This window comes from Pseudomonas sp. LBUM1671, assembly GCF_059695685.1.
In genome coordinates this window covers 1,844,964-1,861,960 of the sequence record NZ_CP166782.1, presented here as the reverse complement: position 1 = coordinate 1,861,960, position 16,997 = coordinate 1,844,964, and the positions used below count along the sequence as shown (strand labels likewise).

Here is a 16,997-nt window from a genome sequence, read left to right as displayed (position 1 = left end):
GACGACCTCGCGGCTCGATCGAGTCATTAATCTGGGGACGACCCCGTCAATCGATGGAGGTCTTTCATGTCCTGGATCATTCTGTTTTTCGCCGGTCTGTTCGAAGTCGGCTGGGCCGTTGGCCTGAAGTACACCGACGGTTTCAGCCGCCCTCTCCCGACCGCATTGACCGTTGCCGCCATGGCGATCAGCCTTGGTTTGCTGGGCCTTGCCATGAAGGAATTGCCGCTGGGCACGGCCTATGCGATCTGGACCGGTGTGGGTGCCGTGGGCACGGTCATCGCCGGGATTATTTTGTTTGGCGAGTCGATGGCGCTGTTCCGGCTGGCCAGCGTTGCGTTGATTATTGCCGGGTTGATTGGCCTCAAGGTTAGCGCCTAAGCCACTACCGCTATCGCGGGCAAGCCCGCTCCCACAGGGTTCAGTTTTATGCCTGCCATCTGTGGCACGCCAAAAAACCTGTGGGAGCGGGCTGCCCGCGATGAGGCCACCACACTCGCCAACTATCTAACGGTCCCACGCAAATCCCCAACCATCGCCTGCAACTTCGCTGGCTCCGCCGCCTCAACCGCCACCGCCGGGCCAGCCACCAATGTCACCCGCGACCACAACCGACGAAACAATCCCTTGCCCGGATCGCGGCTGAAAAAACTCCCCCACAACCCCTGCAACGCCAGCGGAATCACCGGCACCGGCGTCTCTTCGAGAATGCGCACCAGCCCGCCCTTGAACTCACTCATCTCCCCGTCAGCGGTCAACTTGCCTTCCGGGAAGATGCACACCAGCTCGCCGTCCTTCAAATACTGAGCAATACGTGTGAAGGCTTTTTCGTAGATTTGAATGTCTTCCTGGCGCCCCGCAATCGGAATCGTCCCCGCCGTGCGGAAGATGAAGTTCAGCACCGGCAGGTTGTAGATCTTGTAGTACATGACAAAGCGAATCGGCCGACGCACCGCGCCGCCAATCAGCAGCGCATCAACGAAGGACACGTGGTTGCAGACCAGCAACGCCGCGCCTTCATCCGGGATCAGATCGAGGTTGCGATGCTCCACGCGGTACATGGAATGGCTGAGCAGCCAGATCATGAAGCGCATGGTGAATTCAGGAACGATGCTGAAGATGTAGGCGTTGACGCCGATGTTCAGCAGCGACACCACCAGGAACAGCTGCGGGATCGACAGCTCGACCATGCTCAACAAAACGATCGAGACAATCGCCGACACCACCATGAACAGTGCGTTGAGAATGTTGTTGGCGGCAATCACCCGCGCCCGCTCGTTCTCGGGGGTGCGCGACTGAATCAGCGCATACAGCGGCACAATGTAGAAACCGCCGAATATCCCCAGCCCCAGAATGTCGAACAGCACCAGCCAGGTGTGGCCGAAACCAAGGATTTCGATCCAGCCATGGCCATCAACGCTGTCTGGAATACCGCCCGAATGCCACCACAGCAGCAAGCCAAACACCGTCAGCCCAAAGGAACCGAACGGCACCAGGCCGATCTCGACTTTGCGTCCGGAGAGTTTTTCGCAAAGCATCGAACCGAGGGCAATACCCACCGAGAACACCGTCAGAATCAGCGTCACCACGGTCTCGTCGCCGTGCATCCATTCCTTGGCATAGGCCGGGATCTGCGTCAGATAAATCGCCCCGACAAACCAGAACCACGAGTTGCCGACGATGGAACGCGACACCGCAGGCGTTTGCCCCAGGCCCAGTTTCAAGGTGGCCCAGGACTGGCTGAAGATGTTCCAGTTCAGGCGCATTTGGGGTGATGAAGCGGCCGCTCGGGGAATGCTGCGACTGGCCAGGTAGCCGAGCACCGCGATACCGATGATCGCGGTGGAAACGATGGGTGCGTAATGACTGGAGGACATCATGATCCCGGCGCCGATGGTGCCGGCGAGGATCGCCAGGAACGTGCCCATTTCCACCAGCCCGTTGCCGCCCACCAGCTCTTCTTCTCGCAGGGCCTGGGGCAGGATCGAATATTTTACTGGCCCGAACAGCGCCGAGTGGGTGCCCATGGCGAACAGCGCCACCAGCATCAGCGACAGGTGATCGAACAGGAATCCGACCGCGCCGACCGCCATGATGGCGATTTCCCCGAGCTTGATCAGACGGATCAGCGCGTCCTTGGCGAACTTTTCGCCGAACTGGCCGGCCAGCGCCGAGAACAGGAAGAACGGCAGAATAAACAGCAGCGCGCACAGGTTGACCCAGATCGAACGGTCACCCTCGATGGACAGCTTGTACAGAATGGCGAGGATCAACGACTGCTTGAAGATGTTGTCGTTGAACGCCCCGAGGGACTGCGTAATAAAGAATGGCAGGAAGCGCCGGGTGCGAAGCAAGGTGAACTGCGAGGGGTGGCTCATCTTCCATGTGTCCCTGATGTTGGGTAGAGAGTGGCTTGGCGACTGTTATTGGAATGTCGAACGTCGATTCAGGCCACACATTACCTAATCTTTGCCGCTTATTTCTTTAATCCTGCAATGCACGGCGAGACAAACAACTCGCCGCGCCACGCGCCTTGCACCGTGCGTTTGGAGACGATCAGCCACATCACCGCCAGCATCGCCACCAGCACGCAGCCAAAGACACTGAAAAACGCCAGGTTCAAGGTGCTGCCCAGTTTCAACGTCGTCAGAGAATAGACGCCCAAAGGGAAGGTGAAACCCCACCAGCCCAGGTTGAACGGGATACCGTCGCGCAGGTAACGCACGGTGATCAGCACAGCCATCAGCATCCACCAGAAGCCGAAGCCCCACAGCGTGATCCCGGCCACCAGGCCCAGCCCTTCAGCAATTTCACCGATGCCCGGCAGACCGTTGGCCGCAAAGATGGCCGGCGCGTCGGCGCCCAGCAGCAACATGCCCAAGGCCCCGGTGCCGATCGGCCCCAGCGCCAGCCAGCTGGAGGCGGCCATGTTTTCGTGAGGCAATTTATGCAGCGCCATGCGCAGTAACAAAATCGTCAGAATGCTGAACGCCACCGGCAGGGAAAAGGCCCACAGCACGTAGCTGGTCGTCAGCACCACCAGTTGCGAATGGGCATCGGCGAGGTGCGGTGCCAACAGACCTCCACTGGCGGCAGCCACTTCCGCCGCGACCACTGGCAACAGCCAGACCGCTGTCATCTGGTCGATGCTGTGTTCCTGACGGGTGAACATCATGTACGGAATCAATACGCCGCAGGCCAGAGACATGGCCACATCCAGCCACCACAGCACTTCGGCGACATGAATCACTCCGTCGCCCCAGCGCGGCAAGCCGAACACCAGGAAGCCGTTGATGATGGTCGCCAACCCCATGGGAATGGTGCCGAAAAACATCGAGACCGTGGAATGGCCGAAAATCCGCCGAGCCTCATCGAAGAACAGCACCCAGCGTGCTGCGTAGGCGGCGGTGAACAATGCAAAGAGGCAGATGTTGAGCAGCCAGAGGCCTTCGGCCACCGCGTGCAGGCCGGGTATGGCGACGGGCAATTGCGCCAGCGCCAATGCCAGCACGCCTGTGCCCATGGTCGCGGCGAACCAGTTGGGCGTGAATTGGCGAATAGCCTCAAGCGGGTGTGGCAAATGGCTGAGTGGCTTGAAACCGGTGGTGTTGTGGCATGTCATGATGAATTCCTCTCCTCTTGTGAGGTGGAATTCATGGTAGATCCGAATCGAATATCTATATAACGGGTAATATCTCTAACTGTTATCTGTTTAGCAGATATAGCGTCAGACGCTGCCTTCCGTTTCGATCACCAGGATCCTCGCCGCACCTTGTGGATGAGCGACGTGCTCGGTGCCGACCGACGCATAGAAAATATCGCCCACGTCCAGCAGTGTTTCCTTTTCGACGCCCTCTTCGCGGTAGTGCATCCGCACTTGCCCATCCAGCACGACGAACACTTCCTGCCCATCGTTGACGTGCCATTTATACGGTTGGTCGGTCCAGTGCAAACGGGTGGTGATGCCGTTCATGTTGGCGATATCCAGGGCGCCCCAGGCACGGTCAGCGGTGAAGGATTTGCTGCGAATGATCTTCATCGGGTGGTCCGTCGAAATGAGTGGCGGTGCCAAGGCTAGCGGTCATCGAACATCGGCGCCACAGACTTTGACCGGCTGCTGACGCATCAACGCGAGCAGAGCACTGACCGACAGGATAATCAGCACCGCGCCATAACCATCGGTCGTCGCCACCAGACCAAAGGCTCGCGTCAGGTTCCCCGCCAGCAACGACGGCAGACAGAACGCCAGATAACTGAGCACATAAAACGCCGACATCAACCCGGCCCGCTCGTGAGGCAAGGCCAGCGGCACGACACTGCGCAACGAACCCAAGAAACTGGCCCCGAAACCGCATCCGGCCACCAGCGTTCCGATGAAAAACAGCAGCAGGCTGGCGCTGTGGACCGCCAGTAAAATCAGCGCTACACCCACGGGCAGAATGCTTGCGCCGATCCGCAAGACTTTGTCAGCCGGGCGACTGCGCAAGGTGTAGATCATCAATGCGCCGGTGACGGTCAGCGCAGCCACTGTCGCGCCGCCAATCAGATTCGAGGTCGATCCGGTGGCCGTCCGTACAAGGGACGGCGCGAGGGAGGCAAAGAAGCCGCCGAGCGCCCACGCGGCGGTGTTCAGCGGCAGCACCAGCCACAACCCACGCCGAGCCTGGACCGGCACATGCAGGGTCGGAAACAGCGAAGCCAATGCCCCCGCTTGTGGGCTGACGCTTTCCGGCAGACGCCAGACGTACAGCGCTTGCAACCCGAACAGTCCGAGCAACACCCAAAAGGTCAATTGCAGCGGCAACGGCGCAAACTCGGCCAACAAGCCGCAGCCCATGGCACCCACCGCCATGCCGAGCAGCGGCGCGACGCTATTGACCAGCGGACCTTGCTGGCGATCAGTGTCGAGCAGCGCGGCACCTAATACAGCCGTGGCCATTCCAGTAGCAAAGCCTTGAAGCACTCGGGCGCTGATCAACCAGGCGACGCTGTCGGCATTGATAAACAGCAGCATAGCCAGCATGTTCAGCACCACAGCGGTGAAAATCACCGGTTTTCGCCCCAGGTAATCCGACAGCGAACCGACGGTGAGCAACGCCGCGAGCAGGCTGATGGCGTAGACGCCGAAGATCAGGGTCAGGGTCGCTGCCGAGAATTGCAGGTGTTCCTGATACAAGTGGTACAGCGGCGTTGGCGCAGTGGAAGCGGCAAGAAAACTCAGTAAAGTAATCGCCAGAAACCACAGGCTGGAACGGTTTGATATCGAGCTGGACATGCGCACACTCCGCAAAAGCTAATTTATTGCGTTTGCGGAGTGTGCTACTGGCCAGCGCTTAAAGCAAATTCTTTGTGTTAAGGTCCGCCGTATGGCTATTAAAGAAGGTTTACGCCCCGGCGGTCGAAGCGCCCGGGTGCAAGAGTCGATTCATTCGGCTGTCCGCGATCTGCTTGAAGAGCAGGATCGCGCCACCGTGACCGTCCCGCAAATCGCTGCGCGCGCGGGGGTGACGCCGTCGACGATCTATCGGCGTTGGGGCGATTTGTCGGTGTTGCTGGCCGACGTCGCCCTCGCCCGCCTGCGCCCGGACAGCGAACCGGCCGTCACCGGCAGCTTGCGCGGTGATGTGCGGGCCTGGGCGGAGCAGTATCTGGACGAGATGAGTTCCGAGCCCGGCCGGAACATGCTGCGCGACGTGCAATGCAGCATCACACCGGTTTACTGCGCGACGATCATTGGCGGGCAGTTGCAGGCGATTCTGGATCGTTACCCGGATCAGCCGAAGCCGAGTGTCGATCGATTGATCAATTTGGTGGCGGCACCGACGGTGTTTCGCATCCTGTTTTCGGCGGCACCGTTGGAGGTTGGGGAATTGCATCAGTTGATCGAGATTGCGTTGAGTCAGTGAGGCCGTCTTCGCGGGCAAGCCCGCTCCCACAGGGAATTTGTGAACGACGCAAATCCAATGTGGGAGCGGGCTTGCTCGCGAAGAGGCCAGCACAAACACTAAAAATCCAACTGACAAACACCCTGCGACACCCCACCACGCCACGACCTTGGTCGACACTGACTAACCCCGGCCATCGTGCGAGACTGTCTGACCGGGCGGGAGTCCCGGGTGTCTTTTGTCGGGAGTTCCCATGTCGCTGTCCAGCGGGCTGATCGCCGTCGTCGCCCTGGCCTATATGGCCATCATGTTCGCCATCGCCTTTTACGGCGACCGTCGCAGCACACCGTTGCCGCCGCGAGTGCGCGCGTGGGTGTACAGCCTGTCGCTGGCGGTCTATTGCACCAGCTGGACCTTCTTTGGCGCTGTCGGCCAGGCCGCCGAGCAGCTCTGGTCATTCCTGCCGATCTACCTCGGGCCGATCCTGTTGCTGGTCTGCGCGCCGTGGGTCCTGCAAAAAATGGTGATGATCAGCAAACAGGAGAACATCACCTCCATCGCCGACTTCATCGCCGCCCGCTACGGCAAATCCCAATCGCTGGCGGTGGTGGTGGCGCTGATCTGCATGGTTGGCGTTCTGCCTTACATCGCCTTGCAGCTCAAGGGCATCGTGCTCGGGGTGAACCTGCTGATCGGTGCCGGTGCCGACGCCATGGGCACCCGCGCTCAGGACACGGCGCTGATCGTGTCGCTGGTGTTGGCGCTGTTCACCATTGTCTTCGGTACCCGCAACCTCGACGCCACGGAACACCACCGTGGCATGGTGCTGGCGATTGCCTTTGAATCGCTGGTCAAGCTGTTTGCGTTTCTCGCGGTCGGGGCATTCGTGACTTACGGCCTGTACGACGGCTTCGACGACCTGTTCAACCAGGCCATGCTCGCCCCGCGCCTCGAAGAGTATTGGAAGGAAACCATCAACTGGCCGTCGATGGTGGTGCAGACCGGCGTGGCAATGATGGCGATCATTTGCCTGCCCCGGCAGTTCCACGTGACGGTGGTGGAAAATATTGATCCCCAGGATCTGCGCCTGGCCAAATGGGTGTTCCCGGCTTACCTGGCGCTGGCCGCGCTGTTCGTCGTACCGATCGCCCTCGCTGGTCAGATGCTGCTGCCCAGCTCGGTACTGCCGGACTCTTTCGTCATCAGCCTGCCGCTGGCCCAAGCCCACCCGGCCCTGGCGATGCTGGCCTTTATCGGTGGCGCCTCAGCGGCGACCGGCATGGTGATCGTCGCCAGCGTGGCGCTGTCGACCATGGTTTCCAACGACATGTTGCTGCCGTGGCTGCTGCGGCGGAACAACGCTGAGCGACCGTTCGAAGTGTTCCGCCAGTGGATGCTCTCGGTGCGCCGCGTCAGCATCGTGGTGATTCTGTTGCTGGCCTATGTCAGTTATCGCCTGCTTGGCTCGACCGCCAGCCTGGCGACCATCGGCCAGATCGCCTTCGCCGCCGTGACCCAACTGGCCCCGGCCATGCTCGGCGCGCTGTACTGGAAGCAGGCCAACCGCCGAGGGGTTTTCGCTGGCCTCGCCGCCGGGACATTCCTCTGGTTCTACACCCTGATTCTGCCAATCGCCGCCCACAGCCTCGGTTTGTCCTTGAGTAGCTTTCCAGGGCTGGCCTGGTTGCACAGCAACCCGCTGAACCTGCCGCTGACCCCGTTGACCCAAGGCGTGGTGCTGTCGCTGGCGGCCAACTTCACGCTGTTCGCCTGGGTATCCGTGCTGTCACGCACGCGGGTGTCGGAGCACTGGCAGGCCGGTCGTTTCATCGGCCAGGAAATCAGCGCACGCCCCAGCGCCCGCTCGATGCTGGCGGTGCAGATCAACGATTTGCTGCAACTGGCTGCACGCTTCGTCGGTGAAGAACGGGCGCGGCAGAGCTTCATCCGTTTTGCCTACCGCCAAGGCAAAGGCTTCAACCCGAACCAGAACGCTGACGGTGAATGGATTGCTCACACTGAACGGTTGCTGGCCGGTGTACTCGGCGCTTCTTCGACGCGCGCGGTGGTAAAGGCCGCCATCGAAGGTCGGGAAATGCAGTTGGAGGATGTCGTCCGCATCGCCGACGAAGCCTCGGAGGTGCTGCAGTTCAACCGCGCCCTGTTGCAAGGCGCTATCGAAAACATCACTCAGGGCATCAGCGTGGTCGACCAGTCGCTGAAACTGGTGGCCTGGAACCGGCGCTATCTGGAGCTGTTCAATTACCCGGACGGGCTGATCAGGCTTGGCCGACCGATTGCCGACATCATTCGCTACAACGCTGAACGCGGGCTGTGCGGCCCCGGCGAGGCCGAAGTGCACGTCGCTCGCCGTTTGCACTGGATGCGCCAGGGCCGCGCCCACACCTCTGAACGACTGTTCCCCAACGGGCGTGTGATCGAGCTGATCGGCAACCCGATGCCCGGCGGCGGTTTCGTCATGAGTTTCACCGACATCACCGCGTTCCGAGAGGCCGAACAGGCCCTGACCGAAGCCAACGAAGGCCTGGAGCAACGCGTTACCGAGCGGACCCATGAACTGTCACAACTCAACGTGGCGCTGACCGAAGCCAAGGGCACCGCAGAATCGGCCAACCAGTCGAAAACCCGCTTTCTGGCAGCGGTCAGCCATGACCTGATGCAGCCGCTGAATGCCGCGCGCCTGTTCTCCGCCGCTCTTTCCCATCAAGAGGACGGTCTGTCCAGCGAGGCGCAGAAACTGGTGCATCACCTGGACAGTTCGCTGCGTTCTGCCGAGGACTTGATCAGCGATCTGCTGGACATTTCCCGCCTGGAAAACGGCAAGATCAACCCGGACCCCAAACCCTTCGCGCTCAACGAACTGTTTGATGCGCTCGGTGCCGAGTTCAAGGCACTGGCTCAGGAGCAAGGGCTGAAATTCCGGGTTCGGGGCAGCACGTTGCGGATCGACAGCGACATCAAACTGCTGCGACGGATTCTGCAGAACTTCCTGACCAACGCGTTCCGCTATGCCAAGGGGCCGGTGCTGCTTGGCGTCCGGCGGCGCAAGGGCGAGTTGTGCCTGGAGGTCTGGGACCGTGGGCCGGGGATTGCGGAAGACAAACTGCAGGTGATTTTCGAGGAGTTCAAACGCCTCGACAGCCACCAGACGCGCGCCGAGAAAGGCCTGGGTCTGGGACTGGCGATTGCCGACGGGCTGTGTCGCGTATTGGGTCACAGCTTGCGCGTACGGTCCTGGCCGGGGCGTGGCAGCGTGTTCAGTGTCAGCGTGCCGCTCGCGCGGGCTCAGACTGTCGCGCCGGCCAAGGTCAGCGAACTCAATGGCCATGTGTTGAGCGGCGCGCAGGTGCTGTGCATCGATAACGAAGACAGCATCCTGATCGGCATGAACAGCTTGCTGACACGCTGGGGTTGCCAGGTCTGGACCGCGCGCAACCGCGACGAATGCGCGGCGCTGCTGAAGGACGGTGTACGTCCGCAGCTGGCGCTGGTGGATTACCACCTGGACCATGGCGAGACCGGGACCGAGTTGATGGCGTGGTTGCGCACTCAATTGGGAGAGCCGGTGCCAGGGGTGGTGATCAGTGCCGATGGCCGGCCCGAGACGGTGGCCCAGGTGCATGCGGCGGGCCTGGAGTACCTGGCCAAACCGGTGAAACCGGCGGCGTTGCGGGCGTTGTTGAGTCGGCATTTGCCGTTGTGATGGAGGGCTTGAGCTCTTTGGCGGCAGTGCTGACGCCTTCGCGAGCAAGCCCGCTCCCACAGGGAATCGGAGTTGTTGCACACATCGAGTGAGCAAGCCAAAAAACCTGTGGGAGCGGGCTTGCTCGCGAAGCTTTTGACCTATTCAGGCAACTCAGCCAATCCATCGACATCGGTCATCGCTCGCTCCAGTAGATCAGCCGGCAAGCTCTTGCTGGCGCGCGCACCCAGCAATTTCAACTGCTCACTGCGACTGACCAGATTGCCGCGCCCTTCTGTCAGCTTGTTGCGCGCAGAGCTGTAGGCCTTGTCCAGTTGCTGCAAGCGATTGCCGACTTCATCCAGATCCTGGATGAACAACACGAACTTGTCGTACAGCCACCCGGCACGCTCGGCGATTTCCCGGGCGTTCTGGCTCTGGCGCTCTTGCTTCCACAGGCTGTCGATGACCCGCAGGGTCGCCAGCAACGTAGTCGGGCTGACGATGACGATGTTGCGGTCGAAGGCTTCCTGGAACAGTGTCGGCTCAGCCTGCAAGGCAGCGGAAAACGCCGCTTCGATCGGCACGAACAGCAAGACGAAATCCAGGCTGTGCAAGCCGTCGAGTCGCTTGTAATCCTTGCCCGACAGGCCTTTGACGTGATTGCGCAGCGACAGGACGTGCTGCTTGATGGCGATCTGGCCGATGGCATCGTCTTCGGCCGCCACGTATTGCTGATAGGCCGTGAGGCTGACCTTGGAGTCGACCACGACCTGCTTGTCGCCCGGCAGATAAATGATCACGTCGGGCTGGAAACGCTCACCGTCCGGGCCCTTGAGCGTGACTTGGGTCTGGTACTCGCGGCCCTTCTCCAACCCGGCGTGTTCGAGCACGCGTTCAAGAATCAGCTCGCCCCAGTTGCCTTGGGTTTTCTGCCCTTTCAAGGCGCGGGTGAGGTTGGTGGCTTCGTCGCTCAGGCGCAGGTTCAGCTGCTGCAGGCGCTCCAGCTCCTTGGCCAGGGAAAACCGTTCGCGGGCTTCGGCCTGATAGCTTTCCTCAACGCGTTTTTCGAAAGACTGGATGCGTTCCTTCAAAGGATCGAGCAATTGGCCCAGGCGCTGCTGGCTGGTTTCGGCGAAACGCTGTTCACGCTCGTCGAAGATCTTGCCCGCCAGCTCGGCAAACTGAGCTCGCAGCTCGTCACGCGAGCCTTGCAGGTCGTTGAGGCGTTGTTGATGGCTGTCCTGCTGCTCACGCAGTTCGGCGGTGAGCGAGGCCGCCCGGGCGTCCAGGCGCCGCAGCTCGGCTTCTTTGCCGGCGCGCTCGATGTTCCAGGCGTGAGATGCATCGCGGGCGTCGTCGCGCTCGATTTGCAGCAGTTCGATTTCACGGCGCATGGCGGCCAACTCTGCTTGCTTGGCACCGTTGGCCTGGCTCAGATCACCGATTTCATCGCGGCAGGCTTCGAGCTGAGCGTTCAAACCGTCCTGCGCCAGTTGCGACATGGCCAGACGCTCTTCCAGCAAGGCCACCTCGGCCTGCCCCGCGCTCGCCCGGCGCTGGATCTGCCAGGCGAGTACCAGCAATGGCAATGCAGCGCCCGCCAGACCAAGCAAAATGCTGGTCAAGTCCATAGCCATAGCGACTCCTGCCGATGAGATAAAGCTTGAAGGGTAACCAAGGCGTCAGAACTTGGACAGCTCAGTCTTCGACCAGGCCCAGTTCCTGTAGGGCGCGCCGATCCCCTGCTCGCGCGGCTTGGCGCAGCAGGTCCTGGCCAATGCGGCGATCGCGGGCATTGCCGCATTCGCGGCACATCAGCTGGCCAAGACGACTTTGCGCGGCCACGACACCTTCACGGGCAGGCTGCTTGAGCAAACGCCCGGCGAAGTGTTTGACGTTGGTGTTTTCACCCAGGCGCGGGCTATCGAGCAACCACTCCGCCACTCGCATCGAAAAGCGTTTGGGAGGGGTAACACCGGGAGGTGTGGAGGTCGCAGAAACTGATACGGAGCGAAACTTCATAAAGCACTGTGGGGCAGATCGGAAGGCGCGCCACTCTACTCTTTTTTTCTTACAGGTAAAGCCTAAAAAAACCCGGCACGCCCGTCCTAGAGCAAGCGCTCGGGACAATCCACAGAAGCTGTGGATAACTCAGTGGACAACCGCCCTTGAACTCTCGCAAAGCCCTGTGGAATGGGGCTCGCAGTCAAACTGACGATTTTTTCACCAGTAAAAAAAAGCGATGTTTTTCATTGACTTAAATTTTCAATACAGGCACCCACTGTGATCGATTCGCGGATGACAGTGCGGTTACAGTCTGCGCAACTTATGTGCACAAGTACCTTCGCGACAGTTATATCGATGCGCTTTTTCGGAGCGTTTTGCAGACCGTTTCTGGGGATAACCTTGGCAAACCCTTGTCCCAGGCTTGTGCCGGACAGATGACCAGTGGTCGGAAATCGGCCCAATGCGGAGCGAGATTGCGGGGCTCTGCAATTATTTTGCTTTCACGCTTCCCTTCGCCCACTCGATCCGTTAGTATCCGCGGCGTTAGTACCAAGCTGAAAGTCAATTCTGGTCGAACAAATCCTCCCGGTCAGCCTTCCCAACGGAAGCCTCTACCGAACAAGCGGGATCGACCACCTCGATGGTTTCCAGGTAAACCTTGCGCCAACACAGCCTTTGAATCGAAAGCAAAGGGTGTTGCGAAGCTCACTTACTCTGACCGAACCAGCCTGCAAATTGATCAGGATCTTCACCCCGGGCCCAGAACCTTTGCCCTTGATGTGTTGCCTGCCCTCCTAAGTACCTACCTGCCAGCCCAAGCGCGCCAATTATCAGCGCTTCAAACTGGCTGCTTTGTTCCAGTCGGGTTCTTCGTTCGACCAATGGTGGTCGTCGTCACTGGAACGTTTTAATTTTGCACGGCTCTTATCCGTGTCGCTTGTAGGAACACCCATTTAATGACTACTCAAATCCACACCCAGGATGCCATCCGCACCCTAACCAACGCTTTTGCACCAATGAACTGCCTGATCATGGCTGCTCGCAAAGGCTGCTTCAGCTTCACTCTGGTCAACGAACACGGCATCGCTCGTCACAGCGAACGCCTCTACCCCGATCAATACTCCAGCGCAGAACCGCTGCAGGCCGTGATCGAGCGTACCCGTCAGGCACTGGTTGCCTGATACGCCAGAAAGACTGAAAACCTCAAAAGCCCTGCTCAAAAAGCGGGGCTTTTTATTGCCTGTTATTTCCCCTCAGGCAGCCTGCGGCTAAGCACTAACCGATATAACGGTTATAACTCGAAGCCGGAAATATTTTAAAAACAGTCCTTTACAGCGCGAATATGACACTACACTTCAACTCAAGCGGCTTGTTCCGCTTCCGGCGAGCCTGATTCGATTCACCAGCTGCCAACGCTCCCTTCAGGTATCGCCGACCACTTCATGTTCCGAGGGCTTTATGGGTATCGCTGCCAGCGAACTGTGCCGTTATGTGATCCGCCCGACTTTGATTTACCTAGGGCGCCATAGCGCAACTGCCGAATCCTTGCTGCTGGGCATCGCCGCCAGTCAGTCAGCCCTTGGTTCCGCCCTGCATGACCGCCGTGGGCACGGCCTGTACCGAATTGCCGAACCCCGCCACCAGGCTCTCTGGGATCATTACCTGGCCCTGGACCCGGAGCGCGCAAGTCTCGTGCGCGGCTTGGCCAGCCAGCATGCCTTTCTCAGCGGACCGCACCTGGAATTGACCGTCAACCTGCGTTACGCCACTGCCATCGCCTGGCTGCTGGTGGAAGAACAGAATACTCCCCTCCCCGCCGCAGATGACTTGTTGGGAATGGCCCGAATCTGGCGCCAGACTTTTCAGCCTCAAGGTCGCCTTCGCGACTTCACCTACGCTTGGCAAACCTGTGTTTCACCAATGAATCAGGTCGCCTGCTGACCCACCGGTTTCCAAAGATCCTGTAACGGGTCGCGAATCTGGTTGGATTGTCCTACAAAACCGCTCTAACTCAAGCGATACAGCCTATAGCGCTGGGACGAAAATGTTGGTAATTTTCGCCCCGGTGATCACCAGGAGTTCTAATAATGAAAAAAGTAATGCTCAAAACCACCATTAGCCTCGCCGTTGCCATGGCATCCACCCAGATTTTCGCAAGTGGCTTTGCCCTCAACGAACAAAGCATCAGCGGGATGGGAACAGGTTTTGCCGGGCGATCTTCTTCTGCCGACGACGCATCCACCATTGCTGGTAACCCTGCCGGCATGTCCCGCCTCAAGCGCGAACAAGTGACCGGCGGTATTGCATTCATCGACGCGCACACTGACATCAGTGACGCCAGCTCCAGTCCGAATGGCGGTACCAACAAAGGTGACATGGTCCCTTTCATGGGCGTGCCGATGGGCTACTACGTCAAGCCAATCGATGACCACTGGGCAGTCGGTTTCGGCGTCTACGCTCCATTCGGCCTGGTGACCGACTACGAGAAAGGCTTTGCCGGCCGTTACTTCGGCAGCAAGAGCGAAGTCAAGATCGTGACCCTGCAACCAACTGTCAGCTACGCCTTCAACGACAAGGTCTCCATCGGTTTCGGCCCGACCATCAACCGCGTCGACGGCACCCTGGAATCGAACCTGTCGATCACCCAGGCCGCGCCGGATGGCAAGGTCAAGATCGAAGGTGACGACACTGCGCTGGGCTACAACATCGGCGTGCTGGTCCAAGCCACCGACAGCACTCGCGTCGGCCTGACCTACCACTCGAAAGTGAAGTACAAGCTCGAGGGCAACACCAAGGTCGACTACAACGTCCTCGCTGCCGTGGGTCAGAACCCAAGCCAGAAGTACGATGCCTCGCTGGACCTGACCACGCCTGAATCGGTGGACTTCTCGGTCACTCACCAGCTGGACGACAAGTGGACCCTCTACGCAGGCAGCACCTGGACTCGCTGGAGCCGCCTGAAAGAAATCACCGTTGATAACAAAGGTGTTCCGGCGATCCTGAACGGCCAGTTCGGCACCATCACCGAAGAACAGAACTGGCACGACACCTGGGCTCACGCCATCGGCGCGTCCTACCAGTTGAACAAGCAATGGGTATTGCGTACCGGTCTGTCCGTCGACCAGGCGCCGACCAACAACACCGACCGTTCCCCACGCATTCCGACTGGCGATCGCAAGATTTTCAGCCTGGGCGCTGGCTGGAGCCCGACTGACGACCTGACCATCGACGTCGCGTACTCGTACCTGCGTGAAGAGTCGGTCAAAGTTGACAACAGCAACAACCGTGGCCAGAACTACAACGCCAAGTATGAAAACTATGCGAACGGTTTCGGTGTAGGCGCGACCTACCGCTTCTGATGATTCACGGCGAGCCTGAAACGCTCGCCACCTGAATCAAAAAAAGCCCCGCGCTCTTGTACAGAGGCGGGGCTTTTTAGTGGGCGTCAATCAGGGTTGCGAGGCCAGTGCTTTTTCCACCGCCTCGATGAACTCAGGGTCGTCGGGTTTGGTCAGGCTGGAGAAATTGGCGATCACCTTACCCTTGCGATCAACCACGTATTTGTAAAAATTCCACTTCGGCGCGCTGGTCTGTTTGGCGAGGACCTTGAACAGGTGAGTCGCGTCGTCACCGCGGACTTTCTGTGGCTCGGTCATGGTGAACGTCACGCCGTAGTTCACGTAGCAAACCTTGGCGGTTTCTGCACCGTCCTTGGACTCTTGCTTGAAGTCATTGGACGGAACGCCGATCACCTCCAGCCCCTGATCCTTGTAACGCTGATTCAGCGCCTCAAGGCTTTTGAACTGCGGGGCGAAACCACAGAAACTCGCCGTGTTGACCACCACCAGCGGTTTACCCTCAAACCGCTGGCACAGGTCGATGGATTCCTTGGCGCGCAGCTTGGGCAACGAGCCCTGCAACAGCTCCGGGCACTCGGCCGCTTGTGCCAATCCGGTAAACGCCACCAGCAACGCGGGGACTGCAATCCAGCGCATCAGCATGTCGGTGCATCCTTGAATAATGGTCACAAACGAAGTTACTCGCCCTCGCCTGTTCCTAGCAAGCGCCCATGCCCAACTGCATCAGCGCCAATCCGCCCTGATGCCAGCCCCACCAGGCCAGCGCCAGTAGCAAGGCGCCGAGAGCGGCGACCGCTATTTGCGGCCAGAAACGGTTCATATCGCACTCAACCGGGTTTGCAGGCGCGCTACCGGCTGCTCACGCACCGGCCAGTTCAGGGCGGCGACCAACAGGCTCAAGAGGATTGCCACTTGCCAGATCAAGTCATAGCTCCCGGTCCGGTCATACACCACCCCGCCCAACCAGCCGCCGAGGAATGAGCCGAGCTGGTGGAAAAGGAAAACAATCCCACCGAGCATGGACAGGTTTCGCACACCGAACAAGGTCGCCACCGTGCCGTTGGTCAATGGCACGGTCGACAGCCACAGGAAGCCCATCGCCATGCCGAACAGGTACGCGGTGGTCGTGGTGACCGGTGCCCACAGGAACAGCGTAATCACCACCGCCCGCAGCAGATACAAACCGGTGAGCAAACGCGGCTTGGACATACGCCCGCCAAGCCATCCTGCGGTGTACGTGCCGAAGATATTGAACAGCCCGATCAGCGCCAGCACCGTGGTGCCCACCGTGGCGGGAAGGTGTTGATCCACCAGATACGCCGGCAAGTGCACGCCGATGAACACCACCTGGAAACCGCAGACAAAAAAGCCGAACGCCAACAGCCAGAAACCCGAATGGGAGCAGGCTTCATGCAGCGCTTCGGAAAGGGTCTGTTCATGGCCGAGCACAGGCAGCGGTTTGTCCTTGAGCATGCTTACCAATGGAATGATCAGCGCCACCAGCAGGCCCAACACCAGCAATGCCGCGGACCAGCCCAGCCAGCCGATCAACCCCAGCGTACCGGGCAACATGGCGAACTGACCAAACGAACCGGCGGCGCTGGCGATACCCATGCCCATGCTGCGTTTCTCCGGCGGCACGGCGCGACCGACCACGCCGAGGATCACCGAGAACGACGTGCCCGACAGGCCGATGCCGATCAACAGGCCCGCACTCAGGGACAAGGTTACCGCCGAGTCGGACAAGCCCATGAACACCAGGCCCAAGGCGTACAGCACACCACCGACCAACACCACTTTCGCCGCGCCAAAGCGGTCGGCCAGCGCGCCGGTGAACGGCTGCGCCAGGCCCCAGATCAGGTTCTGCAAGGCAATGGCAAACGCAAACGTCTCCCGTCCCCAGCCGAATTCGGCACTCATCGGTGCCAGAAACAGGCCGAAGCCGTGTCGCACGCCCAACGACAATGCCAGGATCAGCGCACTCCCCACCAACACCCAACCGCATGTACGCCACATCGAGGTCATTCTTATTCTCCGGTA

General features: G+C 59.9%; 15 protein-coding genes. 6 read left to right on the top strand and 9 right to left on the bottom strand.

The window, feature by feature from the left end:
* Positions 1-66 precede the first annotated feature (66 nt).
* The gene (gene sugE / locus ACA060_RS08430) at positions 67-381 is read left to right on the top strand and encodes a quaternary ammonium compound efflux SMR transporter SugE (RefSeq protein WP_010456757.1); all 315 of its coding nucleotides are present in this window, start codon (positions 67-69) and stop codon (positions 379-381) included.
* A 122-nt stretch (positions 382-503) separates the two neighbouring features.
* Here sugE and ACA060_RS08425 read toward each other — a convergent pair whose 3' ends face one another.
* The 4 genes from ACA060_RS08425 to ACA060_RS08410 all read right to left on the bottom strand — a co-directional run bounded on the left by ACA060_RS08425 (position 504) and on the right by ACA060_RS08410 (position 5,275).
* Entirely contained in the window at positions 504-2,378 is a 1,875-nt protein-coding gene (locus ACA060_RS08425; protein WP_497316578.1) for an MFS transporter, read from the bottom strand.
* Between the two features lie 98 nt (positions 2,379-2,476).
* On the bottom strand, positions 2,477-3,622 hold the full coding sequence (locus tag ACA060_RS08420) for a TDT family transporter (protein ID WP_497316576.1): 1,146 nt from the start codon (positions 3,620-3,622) through the stop codon (positions 2,477-2,479).
* Positions 3,623-3,727: 105 nt separating this feature from the next.
* The gene (locus ACA060_RS08415; protein ID WP_497316574.1) at positions 3,728-4,039 is read right to left on the bottom strand and encodes a cupin domain-containing protein; all 312 of its coding nucleotides are present in this window, start codon (positions 4,037-4,039) and stop codon (positions 3,728-3,730) included.
* 42 nt (positions 4,040-4,081) lie between these two features.
* The gene (locus ACA060_RS08410) at positions 4,082-5,275 is read right to left on the bottom strand and encodes an MFS transporter (protein WP_497316572.1); all 1,194 of its coding nucleotides are present in this window, start codon (positions 5,273-5,275) and stop codon (positions 4,082-4,084) included.
* Between the two features lie 91 nt (positions 5,276-5,366).
* On the opposite strand from ACA060_RS08410, the gene ACA060_RS08405 reads away from it, so the two are divergent.
* Both ACA060_RS08405 and ACA060_RS08400 read left to right on the top strand, forming a co-directional pair.
* Positions 5,367-5,906, top strand: a complete 540-nt coding sequence (locus ACA060_RS08405; protein WP_497316570.1) for a TetR/AcrR family transcriptional regulator — start codon at positions 5,367-5,369, stop codon at positions 5,904-5,906.
* A gap of 232 nt (positions 5,907-6,138) precedes the next feature.
* Complete coding sequence (locus ACA060_RS08400; protein WP_497316568.1) at positions 6,139-9,609, top strand: hybrid sensor histidine kinase/response regulator; 3,471 nt, start codon at positions 6,139-6,141, stop codon at positions 9,607-9,609.
* Between the two features lie 140 nt (positions 9,610-9,749).
* On the opposite strand, the gene ACA060_RS08395 is transcribed toward ACA060_RS08400, so the two are convergent.
* Together ACA060_RS08395 and ACA060_RS08390 are read right to left on the bottom strand one after the other, a co-directional pair.
* Entirely contained in the window at positions 9,750-11,114 is a 1,365-nt protein-coding gene (locus ACA060_RS08395) for a DNA recombination protein RmuC (protein ID WP_178082342.1), read from the bottom strand.
* A 175-nt stretch (positions 11,115-11,289) separates the two neighbouring features.
* Positions 11,290-11,613, bottom strand: coding sequence for an SEL1-like repeat protein (locus ACA060_RS08390; RefSeq protein ID WP_109628672.1), 324 nt, complete (start codon positions 11,611-11,613; stop codon positions 11,290-11,292).
* Positions 11,614-12,554: 941 nt separating this feature from the next.
* Between ACA060_RS08390 and ACA060_RS08385 the strand changes: the two genes are divergently transcribed.
* The 3 genes from ACA060_RS08385 (at position 12,555) to ACA060_RS08375 (ending at position 14,957) form a co-directional block, all read left to right on the top strand.
* Complete coding sequence (locus ACA060_RS08385) at positions 12,555-12,779, top strand: hypothetical protein (RefSeq protein ID WP_008031832.1); 225 nt, start codon at positions 12,555-12,557, stop codon at positions 12,777-12,779.
* A gap of 277 nt (positions 12,780-13,056) precedes the next feature.
* The gene (locus ACA060_RS08380) at positions 13,057-13,539 is read left to right on the top strand and encodes a hypothetical protein (protein WP_109628671.1); all 483 of its coding nucleotides are present in this window, start codon (positions 13,057-13,059) and stop codon (positions 13,537-13,539) included.
* Positions 13,540-13,685: 146 nt separating this feature from the next.
* Positions 13,686-14,957 carry an OmpP1/FadL family transporter gene (locus ACA060_RS08375; protein ID WP_109628670.1) on the top strand — a complete coding sequence of 424 codons (1,272 nt, stop codon included), beginning with the start codon at positions 13,686-13,688 and terminating at the stop codon, positions 14,955-14,957.
* A 90-nt stretch (positions 14,958-15,047) separates the two neighbouring features.
* Here ACA060_RS08375 and ACA060_RS08370 read toward each other — a convergent pair whose 3' ends face one another.
* From ACA060_RS08370 to ACA060_RS08360, 3 genes are read right to left on the bottom strand one after another with little or no spacing between them, the layout of a single operon-like run.
* Entirely contained in the window at positions 15,048-15,599 is a 552-nt protein-coding gene (locus ACA060_RS08370; protein ID WP_109628669.1) for a glutathione peroxidase, read from the bottom strand.
* Positions 15,600-15,654: 55 nt separating this feature from the next.
* Positions 15,655-15,777 (bottom strand): hypothetical protein, encoded by a 123-nt coding sequence (locus ACA060_RS08365; protein WP_497316565.1) that lies wholly within the window; start codon positions 15,775-15,777, stop codon positions 15,655-15,657.
* A complete protein-coding gene (locus ACA060_RS08360; RefSeq protein ID WP_497316563.1) occupies positions 15,774-16,982 on the bottom strand; it encodes an MFS transporter in 1,209 nt (402 codons plus the stop codon). The genes ACA060_RS08365 and ACA060_RS08360 overlap by 4 nt, the downstream gene beginning before the upstream one ends.
* Positions 16,983-16,997: the final 15 nt, after the last annotated feature.